12 protein-coding genes and 2 tRNA genes are annotated in these 16,444 nt (G+C 64.2%); 11 read left to right on the top strand and 3 right to left on the bottom strand.

Annotation, left to right across the window (positions count from 1 at the left end; translation table 11 throughout):
* The first annotated feature begins 478 nt into the window (after window positions 1-478).
* From KPL74_11485 to KPL74_11455, 7 genes are all read left to right on the top strand, one after another.
* Window positions 479-2,935: a TonB-dependent receptor gene (locus tag KPL74_11485; protein QWT18368.1), complete on the top strand. Its 2,457-nt coding sequence runs from the start codon at window positions 479-481 to the stop codon at window positions 2,933-2,935.
* 446 nt (window positions 2,936-3,381) lie between these two features.
* Window positions 3,382-6,747 (top strand): TonB-dependent receptor, encoded by a 3,366-nt coding sequence (locus KPL74_11480; GenBank protein QWT18367.1) that lies wholly within the window; start codon window positions 3,382-3,384, stop codon window positions 6,745-6,747.
* Window positions 6,748-6,980: 233 nt separating this feature from the next.
* Window positions 6,981-8,378: an LOG family protein gene (locus KPL74_11475; protein QWT18366.1), complete on the top strand. Its 1,398-nt coding sequence runs from the start codon at window positions 6,981-6,983 to the stop codon at window positions 8,376-8,378.
* Between the two features lie 134 nt (window positions 8,379-8,512).
* Complete coding sequence (locus KPL74_11470; GenBank protein QWT18365.1) at window positions 8,513-8,668, top strand: DUF3309 domain-containing protein; 156 nt, start codon at window positions 8,513-8,515, stop codon at window positions 8,666-8,668.
* 213 nt (window positions 8,669-8,881) lie between these two features.
* On the top strand, window positions 8,882-9,487 hold the full coding sequence (locus tag KPL74_11465; GenBank protein QWT18364.1) for a DNA-3-methyladenine glycosylase: 606 nt from the start codon (window positions 8,882-8,884) through the stop codon (window positions 9,485-9,487).
* Window positions 9,488-9,606: 119 nt separating this feature from the next.
* Entirely contained in the window at window positions 9,607-9,879 is a 273-nt protein-coding gene (locus tag KPL74_11460) for a hypothetical protein (protein QWT18363.1), read from the top strand.
* Window positions 9,876-10,106, top strand: a complete 231-nt coding sequence (locus KPL74_11455) for a hypothetical protein (protein ID QWT18362.1) — start codon at window positions 9,876-9,878, stop codon at window positions 10,104-10,106. The genes KPL74_11460 and KPL74_11455 overlap by 4 nt, the downstream gene beginning before the upstream one ends.
* A 2-nt stretch (window positions 10,107-10,108) precedes the next feature.
* Here the strand turns inward: KPL74_11455 and KPL74_11450 are convergent, their stop codons facing one another.
* On the bottom strand, window positions 10,109-10,396 hold the full coding sequence (locus KPL74_11450; GenBank protein ID QWT18361.1) for a BrnA antitoxin family protein: 288 nt from the start codon (window positions 10,394-10,396) through the stop codon (window positions 10,109-10,111).
* Window positions 10,397-10,588: 192 nt separating this feature from the next.
* On the opposite strand from KPL74_11450, the gene KPL74_11445 reads away from it, so the two are divergent.
* Entirely contained in the window at window positions 10,589-12,508 is a 1,920-nt protein-coding gene (locus tag KPL74_11445; GenBank protein ID QWT18360.1) for an alpha/beta fold hydrolase, read from the top strand.
* Window positions 12,509-12,586: 78 nt separating this feature from the next.
* Here KPL74_11445 and KPL74_11440 read toward each other — a convergent pair.
* Together KPL74_11440 and KPL74_11435 are read right to left on the bottom strand one after the other, a co-directional pair.
* Window positions 12,587-12,663 (bottom strand) — tRNA-Asn (locus KPL74_11440).
* Window positions 12,664-12,717: 54 nt separating this feature from the next.
* Window positions 12,718-13,233 (bottom strand): GspH/FimT family pseudopilin, encoded by a 516-nt coding sequence (locus tag KPL74_11435; GenBank protein QWT18359.1) that lies wholly within the window; start codon window positions 13,231-13,233, stop codon window positions 12,718-12,720.
* Between the two features lie 125 nt (window positions 13,234-13,358).
* Here KPL74_11435 and uvrB point away from each other — a divergent pair, with 125 nt between their 5' ends.
* The 3 genes from uvrB to KPL74_11420 all read left to right on the top strand — a co-directional run bounded on the left by uvrB (window position 13,359) and on the right by KPL74_11420 (window position 16,349).
* Window positions 13,359-15,380 carry an excinuclease ABC subunit UvrB gene (gene uvrB / locus KPL74_11430; protein ID QWT18358.1) on the top strand — a complete coding sequence of 674 codons (2,022 nt, stop codon included), beginning with the start codon at window positions 13,359-13,361 and terminating at the stop codon, window positions 15,378-15,380.
* Between the two features lie 85 nt (window positions 15,381-15,465).
* Window positions 15,466-15,540 (top strand) — tRNA-Val (locus KPL74_11425).
* A 98-nt stretch (window positions 15,541-15,638) separates the two neighbouring features.
* Entirely contained in the window at window positions 15,639-16,349 is a 711-nt protein-coding gene (locus KPL74_11420; GenBank protein ID QWT18357.1) for an rRNA pseudouridine synthase, read from the top strand.
* Window positions 16,350-16,444 lie beyond the last annotated feature (95 nt).

The following is a 16,444-nucleotide window of genomic DNA, read 5'->3' as shown; positions in this document are numbered from 1 at the left end:
TGCCCACGAGTTTCGATATCTGCCATGGTTTGGCGGGTTCGGTCGCGCGCAGGCGCGCTCCTACAGATGGAGCCATGGGCGGATTTGGTTGCCAGGTTGGGGCACCCGGTAACCGCCCCGCACTCCCATGGTGCACCGCAGCGCGATTATCTCGGCGGCGTAGGAAAAGCCGAATCGCACGCATGAAAAAAGCATCAAGGTTTCGACAAATTGTCATTGTGTGATGCTAGCCTATTGATTATCTCAGGGCAGGGGCTCCCGCAGTAACACCGCTTGTACAGCCGCGGCGGGCGGCCACACCAAGGATTTCTTCCCCCGGTACGTGTACTGGGGGATTTCGCGTGTCCGGGAAAACCGTTTTTTCTTGCGTCATCGTAATTATTAACGGTCCCGTGATTATCGCAATTAGCTACGCCATTAGAAAAATATTTCGATTCCCGTTACCAACAAACTAAGCATCACACCAGGAAGCCATTTGATGAATCGCAACTCTCTTTCGGCAGCGATCGCCCTGACTCTGTGTCTTGCCGCCGGCGGTGCCGCGGCCCAGGACAGCCAGGACCAGCAGGCCCCGGCCGCCACCACCACCCAGCGTTCGAACGTTTCCAATTCGTCGAACACGAGCAACGACAACGCCACCCGTCGCGCCGCCGAGCAGATGAGCGCGGTGCAGGTGCGTGCGAGCTCGCTGTCGCTGGGCGGTGGCCTGATGTCCATCCAGGACGCCCCGAAGGCGGTGTCGACCATCTCGCGTGACGCCATCAAGCAGGCCGCGCCGGGCGCGACCTTCATCCAGGCGATCGATTCGATCCCGGGCGTGGTCTCCTCGACCGATGACGTGACCGGCCTCAACGACGGCAACCTGACGATCCGTGGCTTCCCGATCGACGAAGTGGGCGTGACGGTCAACGGTGCGCCGATCAACGACAGCGGCAACTACAAGATCTACCCGACCGAGTACGGCGACACCGAGAACATGGGTGACATCACCGTGCAGCAGGGTTACCCGGACAACGACACGCCGATCGCCGGCGCGGCCGGTGGTTCGATCGCGTGGGTGACGGTCGACCCGTCGCACACCGCTGGCCTGGACTTCAGCCAGTCGCTCGGCCAGAACAGCTACCACCGCACCTTCTTCCGCCTGAACACCGGCGACACCGGCCCGGTCCGTTCCTGGCTGTCGTACTCGAACAACGAAACCGAGCTGTGGCGCGGTCGCGGCAAGGCGAAGATCACCAAGGTCGACGGCAAGTCGGTCTGGACGATCGACGACCGTAACTCGGTGACCTTCTCGGTGCAGTACAACCGCGAAGTGAAGACCAACTATGAAGGCCTGACCAAGGCCCAGGTGGCGCAGGAATACAAGCAGAGCTACGCCAGCGTCTACACGCCGGGCAGCACCAGCAGCAACTTCTACGCGCTGCACCAGAACCCGTTCCGCAACTACCTGGCCAGCGCCGACGGCGAGTTCACCTTCACCGACAGCCTGCGCCTGAGCGTCGTCCCGTACTTCCAGTACGGCTACGGCGGCGGCGGTTCGGGCAGCACCGTGACCGAGAACCCGCTGGCCAACGGCAACTACTACCACTCGGTGAACTACGACCTCGACGGCGACGGCAAGATCAGCGGCACCAAGCTGGTCAACTCGTTCAGCAACTCGACGACGTACCGCCCGGGCGTCATCGCCAAGCTCAACCAGGACCTCACCGACAACAACAGCCTGGAATACGGCTTCTGGTGGGAGCGTCCGCGCCAGCAGCAGGACCAGGTATTCGTCCAGGTGGATCCGGAAACCGGTATCCCGGTCGACACGTGGGCCAAGTCCGGCCTGATCCACTACCCGGACGGCCAGGCGCAGAAGTCGTACATCAACTACACGACGACGACCAACGAAAAGGCCTTCATCACCGACAACTGGACCCCGACCGACAAGCTGACCTTCACCGGCAGCCTGGCGTACGTGTGGTCCAAGCGCGACGGCTTCGTCGCCGAGTACCCGGATTCGGTCGGTTCGATCAGCACCGCCGGCAAGGTCACCGCGACCAACGCTGCCTACAGCGCCAACCCGGACAAGACCTTCCACAAGTTCACCCCGACCGGCGGCATCAAGTACCAGCTCAACGACCAGAACCAGTTCTACCTGGGCCTGGGCAAGACCTTCCGTGCCCCGATCAACGGCGCGATCCTGTCGAACGCCCTCTACGGCAATGGCACGGCCAAGGCCAACCCGCTGCCGAACAAGCCGGAAACCTCGATCACGGGTGACCTCGGCTGGCGCTTCTACGGCGAGAGCATCTCGGCGAGCGTCGATGCCTATGCGTCGAACTTCAACAACAAGCAGATCTCGGGCTACGACCAGGTCACCGGCCTCACCGTATACACCCAGCTGCCCAAGGTGCACATGCGCGGCCTGAACACCGAAGCCAGCTACAAGCTGGACGAGAACTGGTCGCTGTACGCGAACTACAACTACACCCGCTCGCTGATGCAGGCGAACCTGGATTCGCTCGGCGACGGCATCTACTACACCAAGGGCAAGACCCTGCTGAACTCGCCGAAGAACTCCGGCTACGTCGCGGTGAACTTCAAGAACGGCCCGTTCTGGGCACAGTTGAACGCCAAGTACCAGGGCGCCAGCTGGGGTGACTGGTCCAACACGCAGAAGATCGGCGGCTACACCACGCTGAACCTCAACGCGGGCTGGGACTTCCCGGACTTCTCCACCGGCTTCCGCAAGCCGTACATCAAGATCAACCTGTTCAACCTGGCTGATCGCAAGGCGTTCACTTACGCCAGCAACGTCACTTCCTTCCTTGCCGCCAACCCGGACAAGATCAAGGACGTGAATGGCACCACGCTTTACGCTTCGGCGCCGTATTACTCGGTCCTGCAGGAGCGCACGTTCATGGTGACCTTCGGCGCTTCGTTCTTCTAAGCCGGACGACCCGTAACGACCTTGAGGCGCCCCTCTCCGGAGGGGCGCTTTTTTTTGCCTGTCGAAAGCCGGGCAGGGCGGCCGTTTTCGCGCATTTCTTAACGTTGAAGTCTCACCCGTCATGGAACTACGACGGGTCGTAAAAATAGGCCGGCGGCCCGCAGCCTGAGACAAAGATGCGCAAGATCATGCACTTATAAGTCTTTGATCGATCTAAGAAGGGCCTGAATGCCTCGCAGGATCAGACCTTTTCCTATCGCAACTTGTTACGGCGATGTAATAAACTTCATCTAATCTTTACGGACCAACAGTCCACCGAGACCGCTGGGGCATCGCCTCGGGTCAGGGGAAAACCGAAGAATCGTTGTTGCCTTCCAGGAGGCAGGACGCGTTGCGGCGTCTTGTCTTGCCAGCTTTTTTTCTCGCGAAATTGTGAGGTTCGTTCCATGCAGAAGCGTATCCGCGCCAAACTCCTGCCGTTGGCCATCGCGTCGCTCTTCGTCGCGCCGGCTTTCGCCCAGGAGACGTCGTCGACGATAAGCGGCCGTGTCCTTGATAGCGCCGGCCAGCCCGTCGCCAACGCCACCGTCGTCATCGTCCACGAGCCGTCGGGCACCACCAAGACGACGACCACGGACGCCAGCGGCCGTTATGCCGCCCAGGGCCTGCGCGTCGGCGGTCCGTTCGACGTCACCGCCACCAAGGACGGCACGCCGTCCGCCCGCCAGGACAACGTCTACCTGCAGCTCGGTGCCGACACCGCGGTGAACCTCACCTCGGGCTCCGCCGCCAATGCTGCTGACGCCACCGCCCTCGGCGCCGTGACCGTTTCCGCCGTTTCCGGCCAGTTCTCCTCGGAGAACAAGGGCCTGGGCACCAACATTTCGCAGGCGCAGCTGAAGGCTACGCCGACCCCGAGCGGCAACATCGCCGACATCGCCCGTCTCGACCCGCGCGTCAACGTCGACCACGGCACCGGCGCCATCTCGGCCAACGGCCAGAACGCCCGCATGAACAGCATCAAGGTCGACGGCCTTGGCGTGGGCGACCCGTTCGGCCTGAACGGCACGGGCCTGCCGACCGTCGGCTCGCCGGTGTCGATGGACACGATCGATTCGTACAACATCTCGACGGCCAACTACGACGTCGGCTCCGACACCATCGGTGCGGAAATCAACGCCGTCACCAAGTCGGGTACGAACGAGTTCCACGGTTCGGCCTACTACGGCTTCAAGAACGCCTCGAGCATGGTCGGCAATGCCGGCTGGATCAACAACGGCGCGAACCGCGAGTACACCGAGTTCGACCGTAACTGGAAGGCCGGCGCCACCATCGGTGGTCCGATCATCAAGGACAAGCTGTTCTTCTTCGCCAGCTACGAGAAGGAAGAAGTGACGGGCCTGAGCTCGGGCGCCGTGAACGGCCTCGACGGCTCGCTCGCCAATTCGACCAACAACAAGGTGTCGCAGGCTGACCTCGATCGCACGATCGCAGCTGCCCAGGGCCTCGGCCTGGTGCCGGGTTCGCTCGGTGCCAACGGCGGTACGCTGACCGACAAGCGCTACAACGCCAAGATCGACTGGAACATCACCGACGGCCACCGCATGAACCTTGCGTACTCGCGTACCAAGGAAGTCAAGCCCAACCCGCAGGGTAACGGCGCCTCGTCGATCGGCCTGTCCAGCTACTGGTACACCGTCAACACCGACATCAAGAACTACACGCTGCAGTCGTTCGACGACTGGAACGACGTGTTCTCGTCGGAAGCCAAGGTCGGCTACAGCGACTTCGGCCTGAACCGTTCGGTCGACACCCAGCAGCCGATGGTCACCGTGCGCGTCAACAGCGGCATCGGTACGGCCCAGAACACCGGTCCGACCATCAACCTGGGCGAAGACCAGTTCTCGCACTACAACGCCGCGTCGGTGAAGAACCTCAACGCGATGTGGGCCGGCACGCTGTACCTCGACAACCACACCGTCAAGGGTGGCTTCGAGTGGGAGCGCACCCGCATCTATAACCTGTTCGGTCGTACCCAGTTCGGCGCGTACACCTTTGGCGCGGGCATCGGTTCGCTGGCCAACGGCGCCTACACGAACTACTCGCTGTACCAGCCGGCCCCGGGTTACTCGCTGAACGACGTCGCCGCCCAGTGGGAACTGCGTCGCAACACGTTCTTCCTGCAGGACACCTGGCAGCCGACCGACAACCTGTCGGTGCAGTTCGGCTTCCGCGTGAACAAGTACCTGACCGACGACAAGCCGCTCTACAACGCGACGTTCGAGCAGAAGTACGGCTTCAGCAACGCCAACACCGTTAACGGCAGCAAGCTGGTCGAGCCGCGCCTGTCGTTCAACTACACCTTCGACAGCGAGTACAAGACCCAGCTGCGTGGTGGCGTTGGCCTGTTCCAGTCCGACCCGCCGACCGTGTGGATGACGAACCCGTACGCTAACAACGGTATCAACCTCGTCACCTACTCGTACAACCGCCAGGCGAACGGCAACTGCAAGCTCGGCAACGGGCCGGATATCCCGTGCCCGGCGTTCAGCGCCAATCCGTTCCAGCAGAACACCAGCGGCGCCGGCACCCAGCCGCAGATGGCCGTCGATACCGTCGACAAGAACTTCAAGCTGCCGAGCGTGTGGAAGTCGTCGATCGCCTTCGATCGCGAGCTGCCGTGGCAGGGCATCATCGGTACGATCGAATACCAGCACCTGGACGTGCAGGACGGCATCTTCTACCAGAACCTGAACATCGGTAACCCGTCGGGCATCATGCCGGATGGCCGCTTTACCTATTACGGCTGCATCGGTGGTTCGACCCCGGTCGGCGGTGGTACGGGTGCCAACTGCGCTGCTAACCCCAACGTCGCCGTCGGCGCCGCGGTTACCGGCAACAACGCGCGCATCCGTTCGGATAACCGCTTCGCCCAGGCCGTCACCTACCTGACCAACACCAGCAAGGGTGGCGCCGACACGGTGACCCTGTCGTTCACCAAGCCGATGGAAAATGGCTGGTCGTGGAGCGTTGCCGCCACCGGCAGCCACGCCACGGAAGTGAACCCGGGTACGTCCAGCCAGGCTTCGTCGAACTACTCGAACAACGCCTGGTACAACCCGAACGAAGACGTGGCTTCCACGGCCAACACCAACATCGCCAAGCGCCTCAACGCTTCGATCGCGTGGCAGCACAACTTCTTCGGTGACTACGCCACCACCATCAGCGCGTTCTACGACGGCCACTCCGGCGTGCCGTATAGCTGGGTGTTCGGTAACGACTCGAATGGTGACTCGTACTCGCGCGACCTGGCTTACATCCCGACCCGCAACGACGGCACGGTGTTCCGCACCACCGCCGGCGCCGCGGCTTCGGATGCGCTGGTCAACCAGTTCTACGACTACATCCAGGACAACAGCAGCCTGCGCAAGAACCAGGGCAAGGTTGCCCGTCGCAACGATGCGGTCTCGTCCTGGGTCAACCAGCTCGACCTCAGCCTGAGCCAGGAAATCCCGGGCATCTTCAAGGGCAACAAGGGTGAAGTCCGCCTCGACGTCTACAACTTCCTGAACCTGGTGAACAAGGATTGGGGCCAGCAGTCGTACGTCGGCTTCCCGTACACCCGTACGCTGGCCAACTTCGGCGGCGTGGACGCGAGCGGCAACTACATCTACCAGCTGCCGACCGATGCGCAGGGTAACTACGCACCGGGTGCCAAGGCTGTCTACGACGCCCCGACCGACAACAGCGCGACCAAGCTGAACCCGGTCTCGCGTTGGAGCGCCACGCTGACGGTGCGTTACACGTTCTAAGACGGGCTTCGGCTTGTTGAGGGACTTAAGAGCCGGCATCCGTGAGGGTGCCGGTTTTTTTTGGGGGGCATCGCGCGCAGGCGCGCTCCTACAGAGGCTGGCGACACCCCTGTAGGAGCGCGCCCGCGCGCGATGCTCTTGACCCCCGCCAGAGCCCGCGTGATCCTAGGGAGTCCGCTCCCGTCTTGGAGCGGGGTTCGCCGCTAATTCGCGGTCAAAAGGACAGTAAGTCAATGAATGCTCAGCATTTCGGGGATCCGGTCGGCGGCAAGACGGTCAGCGCACGCGTTTCGCCCGCGGGCGGCCTCGATATCCTTTCCCGTAACGAGGTGGCGCGCCTGCGCGATGCCAGCGGGTCGGGCCTGCACCAGTTGCTGCGCCGTTGCGCGCTGGCGGTGCTGACCTCGGGCAACCTTTCGGACGACCCGGGCTCGATGTTCGAGCTCTACCCCAATTTCGACGTCCAGGTGCTGCAGGAAGATCGCGGCATCAAGATCGAACTGAAGAACGCGCCCGAGCAGGCGTTCGTCGATGGCCGCCTCATCCGCGGCATCAACGAACTGCTGGTCGCCGTGGTGCGCGACATCGTCTACATCTCCACGCAGCTGGAAGCCGGTGCGTTCGACCTCGACGACAGCGTGGGCATCACCCATGCGGTGTTCGAGATCCTGCGCAACTCGCGCATCCTGCGCCCGCAGGTCGACCCGAACCTCGTGGTCTGTTGGGGCGGCCATTCGATCTCGCGCGACGAGTACGAGTACACCAAGCGCGTGGGCTACCAGCTCGGCTTGCGTAGCCTGGACATCTGCACGGGTTGCGGCCCGGGTGCGATGAAGGGCCCGATGAAGGGCGCGACCATCGCGCACGCCAAGCAGCGCCGCAAGGGCAACCGCTACATCGGCGTGACCGAGCCGGGCATCATCGCGGCCGAGTCGCCGAACCCGATCGTCAACAACCTGGTGATCCTGCCGGACATCGAGAAGCGCCTCGAAGCGTTCGTTCGCCTGGGCCACGGCATCATCGTGTTCCCCGGTGGCGTCGGTACGGCGGAAGAAATCCTGTACATGCTCGGCATCCTGTTGCTGCCGAAGAACAAGGGCATCCCGTTCCCGCTGATCTTTACCGGTCCGCGCGGTTCGGCCGCGTATTTCGAGCAGATCGACCGCTTCCTGCGCCTGTGCCTGGGTGACAGCGTGGCCGAGCACTACAAGATCATCATCGACGACCCGGTGGCCGTGGCCCACGCGATGGTTTCGGGTATCGAGAAGGTGCGTAACCACCGCCTCGACAACAAGGACGCCTTCTTCTTCAACTGGGCGCTCGAGATCCCGTTGTCGTTCCAGCAGCCGTTCCCGCCGACCCACAACGCGATGTCGGGCCTCGCCCTGCACCGTGACCGTCCGCGCCACGAGCTCGCCGCCGACCTGCGCCGTGCCTTCTCGGGCATCGTCGCCGGCAACGTGAAGCCCGAGGGCGTGCGCGCCATCGCGGAACACGGCCCGTTCGTGATCGACGGCGAGCCGGAGATCATGCGCGCGCTGGACGACCTGCTGAAGGCCTTCGTCGACCAGCACCGCATGAAGCTCCCGGGCGGCACCGCCTACGAGCCGTGTTACGTCGTGCGTACCTGATGCCGACGGGCAGGGCGGCCGCCGGTCGCCCTGCCACCCGCTGAACGTGACCGTGGCGCCCCCCGTTGGCGTCACGGCCCCTAGACGGCATGGAAGGCCACGATGCGTCCACCCTTAACTATCGGGAGACGCCCATGCTCGTCACCATCCTGCTTATCGTCCTTCTCCTCGCCCTCGTCGGCGGCCTGCCCACCTGGGGCTACTCGCGTTCGTGGGGTTACGGCCCCAGCGGCGGTATCGGCGTCATCCTCGCCATCATCCTGGTCTGCTGGCTACTCGGCGTTTTCTGACCACCGGCTGACGGCGGCGCGCGTCCTTCAGTAGCATGGCGGGACGCGCACCCCCCCGCGGCGGCGCGAGGAGGATTCCATGCCCCGACCCCATCGCCCTGTCCCCGACACCGACCTGCCGCCGCCCGGCACCTCGCCGCCGCCGTATGACCACGAGCCGGTGGATCGACCCGGCCCCGATCCGGACACGGATGGCGAGGCGCTCGATACCTGATGGCCGCACGTCGCAAGCCCTGGCCGGGCAGGGTGCTCCCGCGTGACTTCTATCATCGCGACGCGCGCGTCGTCGGGCCTGAGCTGCTCAACAAGATCCTGGCGTGCGCCGATGGCCGCGCCGGTCGCATCGTCGAAGTGGAAGCCTACGTTGGCGCGATCGATCCCGCGGCGCATACGTTCCGCGGCAAGACCCGGCGCAACGAAGTGATGTTCGGGCCGCCCGGCCACATGTATGTCTACTTTACCTACGGCATGCACTGGTGCTGCAACACCGTGTGCGGCGATGTCGACGAAGGGAATGGCGTGCTGATCCGCGCGCTCGAACCGATCGCCGGCATCGAGCAGATGCGTGCCGCCCGGCCGAAGATCCGGCGTGATCGCGACCTGTGCAGCGGACCGGCCCGGCTCACCCAGGCGTTGGGGATCACCGGCGAGCAGAACGGCATCGACCTCGTCAGGGCGCGGGATGGGTACACGGTGGTCGACGACGGCATGCCGCCGCCGGAGAACGTGCCCGGGTCGGCGCGTATCGGCATTCGCGAGGGCACCGACCTGCTCTGGCGGTGGTACGTGGCGGGGAACACGAACGTCTCGAAGCCCTGAACGCGCGTTGCCGATCGCCGCCACGAGGCTGAATGGCAACCTTGGGCTGTGTGCGTCCGCAACTTGTTGCGGTATGCAGGCCGAAGGTAATCTGCGCCACACCAGACAAGGAGATACGCATGAAGCGAGTCATCGTCGGCCTTTTGCTCGCAGCCGTCGCCATCCCGGCCATCGCCTCGGACACCTGGCGCGTCAATTCCCAGGTGGTCAGCACCGGTGACAGCGAAGGCCGCCTGCGCCAGGTGGCCGGCAAGCCGGATCGCGAAACCCCCGTCGAGACATCCCGCGGCGGACTGCGCGGCTATCGCCTGGAGTACTTCAAGGACGGCAAATCCGTGCAGGTCGAGGTCATCGACGGCCGGGTGACGTCGATCACGCAGCTCGATCGTTGATCCTCGCCGTCGGCGGAAGCCTCACGCGCGATGGCCAGACGGACTGGTACGGCGTCGTCTTCGTCGTGCTGGTGATCGTCGTGGCGGGCGCCACGTCATTCTTTGTGTACGGGCGTAAGAATGGCTGGGCCGCCGCCGCGCGTGCCCACGTAACGTGGTTCGTCATACTCGGTTGCATGGCTGCCGCATCGCTCATCGTGTGGGTCGCTACGGCGTGGCGCGGCTGACATCAGCGAAACGACGGGTGCTCGACGATGAACAGCTTCAACGCTTCGTCAAGGCGAGTCTGCCATCCCCGGCCACCCGCCTTGAAGTGATGGACGACCTCGGGTGACAGCCGCACCGTCGTGGCAACTTTCGTCGGGGCTTTCTGCGGCCCACGGCGACGTACGCCAAGCAGCGCCTGCAAGTCTCCCGGAAGCACCTCGTGTGTTGGCCTGAAAGACGCGAGCTCGGCGTCCGTAAGGTCATTTCGCAACTCACCCGTTGCGTCCGTGAGCGGTTTACTGATTTTCATATCGACGCACCTCGCAGTGCTTAAATTGTACATACAAATAGAAGCCAATCATGTGCTGCTTACGTCTGCGGCGTACATCGCCAAAACGTAGTTTCTTGCGTAGGTGTCGGCCGAAACCCATGTAAGCCCCAGCCGTTGCGCCCCAAGGCCTTGAGGCCGCATAGTCTCGCCACCTCAGGGGGAGGGATTCGCATGTGGGTGGCGATGTGGCTGGGCCTCGCGCTCGGCGGCAGTGTTCAAGCGGGCGCCGTGTCGGCCGACGCGACGACGAAGGCGCTCCTGCAGCGAGCCCAGTACGAGCAGGTCAGGATCTCGCCGGACGGGGCGCTGCTCGCCGTTGCCTATCGCGATGGCGACGGTACCCTGGTCACGGTCCTCGATCGAAAAACCATGGCGCCCGTGCAGCAGGTGAATCCGGGCAAGGGCGCCGAAGTGCAGGTGCTGCGCTGGCTCGGTTCGGAGCAGCTGGTGATCTCGGCGAATCGGCACGATGCCACCTATGCCATGCCGCTCGTCGATCCGCGGCTTTACCTGCTCAACATCCATGATTCGCACCCGAAGATCCTGCCGGACAACTTCGTCGGCACGATCCACGGCGATGACAAGCATGTGCTCATCAAGCGATTCTCGACCGTGGGCGGCGAGCTGCGCTGGGCGCTGGCGACCCTGGACACGACGCACCTCACCGCCATGGGCGACGTGATCGCCGTGGCACCGCATGGCGTGGGCGATTTCGTCGTCGACCATGCGGGGCATGCGCGATTCGTCTCCGGCGTGGACGACAACGGCGAGCAGATGCTCTACGTGCGCAAGGATGGTGGTGACTGGACCGTCCTCAACGACAGCAAGGCGACCCACGTTTTCGTCGGCATCGCGGGCATCGATCGGGAAAACCGGTTTGCCTACCTCGATACCGAGCAGCGCGGTGGGCCGGACGTCGTGGAGCGATACAGCTTCGCCGACGGCTCGCGCGAGGTCGTTCTGAAGGATGCGGAATCCGACCCCCTGTCGACGCTCATGAGCCTGGACCAGGTCGAGCCGATCGGCGCGACGTTCGGGCCCGGGCGTCCGGTGCTGCGTTTCTTCGACCCCGCCAGTCCGGACGCGCGCGTCACGACGTCACTCGCGGCTGCCTTCCCCGACGGCATCGCCAGTATCGAGAGTGCGAACGCCGATGGCACGTTGCTGGTCGTCATGACCCATGGCGATCGCGACCCGGGGACGTTCTATCTATTCGACAAGACGGCACGCAAGGCGCAACTGCTGTTCCGCACACGTCCGTGGATCGATCCCGCGGCGCAGGCATCGTCCGATGCGTTTACCTTCAAGGCGCGCGACGGCCTGCCGCTGAGCGGATTCATCACGTTGCCCACGAATGGCGCGACACCTCCGCCGCTGGTCGTGCTGGTGCATGGCGGGCCTTATTACATCCAGGACGAGTGGGACTACGACCGCGAGGTGCAATTGCTGGCGCAGCATGGTTACGCCGTGCTGCGGGTGAACTTCAGGGGTTCCGGTGGATCCGGTCGCGAATTCGTCGAGCGCGGCTATCGCCAGTGGGGCGCGGCGATGCAGGACGACGTCACCGACGCCACCCACTGGGCCATCGACCATCACCTGGCCGATGGCCGGCGGGTGTGCATTTTCGGCGGTAGCTATGGCGGCTATGCGGCACTGATGGGAGCGGCGCGCGAGCCCGGCTTGTATCGCTGCGCGATCGGCATGGCCGGCGTGTACGACCTCAGCCGCATGTACACATGGGGCGACATCCACCGGCTTCGCTACGGCCCGGCCTACCTGCACAGGGTGATTGGCACGGACAAGGCCGAGCTGGCGGCGCGCTCGCCGGTCCAGCTCGCATCGGCGATCACCATTCCCGTGCTGCTTGGGCACGGTGCACTGGATGGCCGGGCTCCCGTGGAGCATGCGCGTGCGTTGCGTGACGCGCTGACGAAAGCGGGGCACCCGCCGTTGTACCGGGAATATCCCTACGAAGGCCATGGCCTCGCGGATGAAGCGCACAACGAAGACTTCTACGCCCGCGTGCTGCAGTTCCTCGACGCGCAGATCGGGGCAGCGTCGCACGCGGAGGCGGTGGCCTCGCCGCCGTGAAAGCTGCTAGTGGCCCGACGCGTTTGCCGGGCGCACAAAAGAAAAGGGCCTGCATCGCTGCAGACCCTTTCAAAAACCTGGCGCCCGAAGTTGGACTCGAACCAACGACCCCCTGATTAACAGTCAAGTGCTCTAACCGGCTGAGCTATTCGGGCGGGGAGCCACGTATTTTGTGTATGTGACCGGGGCCTGTCAAGCGTTCATGACGATTATCGTGCAGGTCGCCTGGCGCAGGCCTCGCCGAGATCACGCTGCGCCGGTTCGATCCGCACCCGGCCGCCGCGGTTGACCACGACGGAAAGCGCGCTGGCTGGCCGTTTTCGCACGCAGAGGGTCACGGTGGTGTTGTTTGGGGTCATGCCGGTGCCCTGGAACGTGACGGACGGCCGGCCATCGCGGGCGGCGCTGCGCAGCAGGGCCGGCAGGGCATCGTCGACCCCGAGGATGGTCTCTTGCTGGCGCACGATCCATCCGCCCTGCCAGGGCGTGTCCGTGCAGTGCCGGCCGTCGCGGCTCGGGCAGACGGTGACCGGTGCCTGCCGGGCGATGGCGGCGGCGCGGGCGCCGTTCAGCGTGTCGGCCAGGTCCTGGGTAGCGACCCGCAGCCGCGCGCCGCCGACGGCGTCGACCATGGATGGCACCGCGATGGCCGCCAGGAGGGCGAGGATTCCGATGACGAGGGTGATCTCGAAGAGGGTGTAGGCGCGCTGGCGTCCTGCCGGCATGGGCGTGCTCCTTGGTTCGGGGCCCAGAATGCCCGGAACCGCCGTCGACATCTGTCAGCGAAGGCCTCACGTCGCGTAGGCGCAGCAGCTTTAGAATCGGGGCTTTCGCCCGCATATCTCCGGCCATGACCGACCGTTTCCAGCTCGTCTCGCCGTACCAGCCCTCCGGTGACCAGCCCGAGGCCATCCGCCGCCTGACCGAAGGCTTCGACGCCGGCCTGGCCGCCCAGACCCTGTTGGGCGTGACGGGTTCGGGCAAGACCTTCACCATCGCCAACGTGATCGAGAAGATCCAGAAGCCGACGATCGTGCTGGCGCCGAACAAGACGTTGGCCGCTCAGCTTTACGGCGAGTTCAAGGAGTTCTTCCCGCATAACGCGGTGGAGTACTTCGTCAGCTACTACGACTACTACCAGCCGGAAGCCTACGTGGTGGCCTCGGATACCTTCATCGAGAAGGATTCGAGCATCAACGACCACATCGAGCAGATGCGCCTGGCGGCGACCAAGGCGCTGCTGTCCCGTCGCGACGCGATCATCGTCGCGACGGTATCGGCGATCTACGGCCTGGGCGATCCGGAGGACTACATGAGCCTCCGCCTGATCCTGTCGCGTGGCGAACACATCGACCAGCGGGCGCTGATCCGCCAGCTGACCGAGCTGCAATACGTGCGCAACGAGATGGAGCTGCGTCGCGGTACCTATCGCGTGCGCGGCGAAGTGATCGATGTGTTCCCGGCCGAGTCCGAAGCGGAAGCGCTGCGCATCGAGTTGTTCGATGGTGACGTGGAAAACCTGTCGCTGTTCGATCCGCTCACCGGCGAAGTGTTGCGCAAGGTGCCGCGTTACACCGTGTATCCGAAGACGCATTACGCCACGACGCGCCAGAGCGTGCTCAACGCGATGGAGACGATCAAGGTCGAACTGTCCGAACGCCTCGAACAGCTCTACAAGGACAACAAGCTGGTCGAGGCGCAGCGGCTGGAGCAGCGCACCCGTTTCGACCTGGAGATGATGGCGGAAGTGGGTTTCTGCCAGGGCATCGAGAACTATTCCCGGCACATGACCCGCCGCGGCGCGGGCGAGCCGCCGCCGACGCTGTTCGATTACCTGCCGCCCGATGCCCTGATGGTGGTCGACGAATCGCATGTGACCGTGCCGCAGCTGGGCGCCATGTACAAGGGCGACCGTTCGCGCAAGGAAACCCTGGTGGAGTTCGGTTTCCGCCTGCCGTCCGCGATGGACAACCGGCCGTTGCGCTTCGAGGAGTGGGAGCGGCGCAAGCCGCGCGCCATCTACGTCTCGGCGACGCCGGCGAAGTACGAGCTGGAGCAAGCGGACGACAACGTCGTCGAACTGCTCGTTCGCCCGACCGGCCTGATCGATCCGGAAGTGGAAGTGCGCCCGGTACGTACGCAGGTGGATGACCTGCTTGGCGAGATCCGCCTGCGCATCGCGATGGGCGATCGCGTGCTGGTGACCACGCTGACCAAGCGGATGGCGGAGAACCTGACCGATTACCTCTCCGAGCACGACGTCAAGGTGCGTTACCTGCATTCGGACATCGATACGGTCGAGCGCACGGAAATCATCCGCGACCTGCGCCTGGGCGAGTTCGACGTGCTGGTCGGCATCAACCTGCTGCGCGAAGGCCTGGACATGCCCGAGGTGTCGCTGGTGGCGGTGCTGGACGCCGACAAGGAAGGCTTCCTGCGTTCCAATCGCTCGCTGATCCAGACCATCGGCCGCGCGGCCCGTAACGTCCGCGGCAAGGCGATTCTCTACGCCGACGAGATCACCCGCTCGATGAAGGAGGCGATGGACGAGACTGCCCGCCGCCGCGAGCGGCAGATCGAATACAACACGCTCCACGGAATCACCCCCAAGACCGTGGTGCGGCGTATCGCCGACATCATGGAAGGCGCGCGCGCCGACCTCGGGTCGCGCGGGAAGGGCAAGAAGGGCAAGGAACCGAAGAAGGTGGCCGAGGCCGCGCCGGACTACGGGTCGCTCAGCCCGGAGCAGGCGGGCACACTGATCAAGAAGCTCGAGGCGCGCATGTACAAGCACGCGCAGAACCTGGAGTTCGAGGAGGCGGGCAAGGTGCGCGACGAGATCCACCGCGTGCGCGAGCGCGCCCTCCGTTGAGACGGGGCCTGGGGCGGGGGACGAAAATCGTTTCCCGACCCCTCTTGCACCGTTCGCCCGGCATCGGTAAACTGCGCAGCTCTTCGGGCGGTTAGCTCAGCGGTAGAGCACTACCTTGACATGGTAGGGGTCACAAGTTCGATCCTTGTACCGCCCACCACTTTCTTCACTAGGAAAGTGGCATGAAGACGACGATAAAGGAGCCTGCAGGCTCCTTTTTTCTTGCCTCGCGGCAGGGCTCACTCCCAGGCCACGCTGATGACCGAACCCATGCGCCTCGCCAAACGTGTCGCCGAGCTGGCCCAGTGCTCGCGGCGCGACGCCGACATGTACATCGAGGGTGGCTGGGTCCGCGTCGATGGCGTGGTCGTGGAACAGCCGCAGTTCAAGGTGCTGGAACAGCGCGTCGAGATCGATCCCCAGGCGAAGCTGACTCCGCCCGAGCCGGCCACGATGGTGCTGCACAAGCCCGCCGGGATGACGGTGGACGAGGCGCGCGCCCTGGTGCGGCCGGAAAGCCACGCGGAGGGTGACTTCTCCGGCGTCCGCCTGCTGCATCGCCATTTCGCCCGGCTCGAATCGCCGTTGCCGATGCCAGACATGGCCAGCGGACTGCTGGTGTTTACCCAGGACTGGCGTGTGAAACGGCGGCTGCAGGAGGACCTGGACCGGATCGAGCAGGAACTCGTCGTCGAGGTGTCTGGCGAACTTTCGCCGGCGGGCCTTGCCCAGCTGAACCACGGCATGGTTTTCGACAACTACGCGCTTCCGCCGATCAAGGTGAGCTGGCAGAACGAGTCCCACCTGCGCTTCGCGATGAAGCGTGTTTCGCCCGAGACGATGGTTCGCATGTGCGAAACCGTGGGCCTGGAGGTGCTCGGCATCAAGCGGATCCGGGTCGGTCGCGTCCCCATGTCGCGGCTTGAGCCTGGCCAGTGGCGTTACCTGCCGACGACCGATCGCTTCTAAGGGATGATCCCGGCCAGGCGTTCGCCTGTCGGCGTTTCCCTACGCATTCTGTTGAGCGGCGGAGGATGGTCGGCGTCGACCTGACAAGAGATTCT

Origin of the sequence: Bacillus sp. NP157, from assembly GCA_018889975.1 — a bacterium.
Classification (GTDB): domain Bacteria; phylum Pseudomonadota; class Gammaproteobacteria; order Xanthomonadales; family Rhodanobacteraceae; genus Luteibacter.
This window is presented reverse-complemented; position numbering and strand designations above follow the sequence as displayed.

Bases quoted from the DNA above. Each gene is read 5' to 3' on its own strand.
- KPL74_11485 (QWT18368.1), top strand. From the start codon at position 479: ATGAATCGCAACTCTCTTTCGGCAGCGATCGCCCTGACTCTGTGTCTT.
- KPL74_11480 (QWT18367.1), top strand. From the start codon at position 3,382: ATGCAGAAGCGTATCCGCGCCAAACTCCTGCCGTTGGCCATCGCGTCG.
- KPL74_11475 (QWT18366.1), top strand. From the start codon at position 6,981: ATGAATGCTCAGCATTTCGGGGATCCGGTCGGCGGCAAGACGGTCAGC.
- KPL74_11470 (QWT18365.1), top strand. From the start codon at position 8,513: ATGCTCGTCACCATCCTGCTTATCGTCCTTCTCCTCGCCCTCGTCGGC.
- KPL74_11465 (QWT18364.1), top strand. From the start codon at position 8,882: ATGGCCGCACGTCGCAAGCCCTGGCCGGGCAGGGTGCTCCCGCGTGAC.
- KPL74_11460 (QWT18363.1), top strand. From the start codon at position 9,607: ATGAAGCGAGTCATCGTCGGCCTTTTGCTCGCAGCCGTCGCCATCCCG.
- KPL74_11450 (QWT18361.1), bottom strand. From the start codon at position 10,396: ATGAAAATCAGTAAACCGCTCACGGACGCAACGGGTGAGTTGCGAAAT.
- KPL74_11445 (QWT18360.1), top strand. From the start codon at position 10,589: ATGTGGGTGGCGATGTGGCTGGGCCTCGCGCTCGGCGGCAGTGTTCAA.
- KPL74_11435 (QWT18359.1), bottom strand. From the start codon at position 13,233: ATGCCGGCAGGACGCCAGCGCGCCTACACCCTCTTCGAGATCACCCTC.
- uvrB (QWT18358.1), top strand. From the start codon at position 13,359: ATGACCGACCGTTTCCAGCTCGTCTCGCCGTACCAGCCCTCCGGTGAC.
- KPL74_11420 (QWT18357.1), top strand. From the start codon at position 15,639: ATGACCGAACCCATGCGCCTCGCCAAACGTGTCGCCGAGCTGGCCCAG.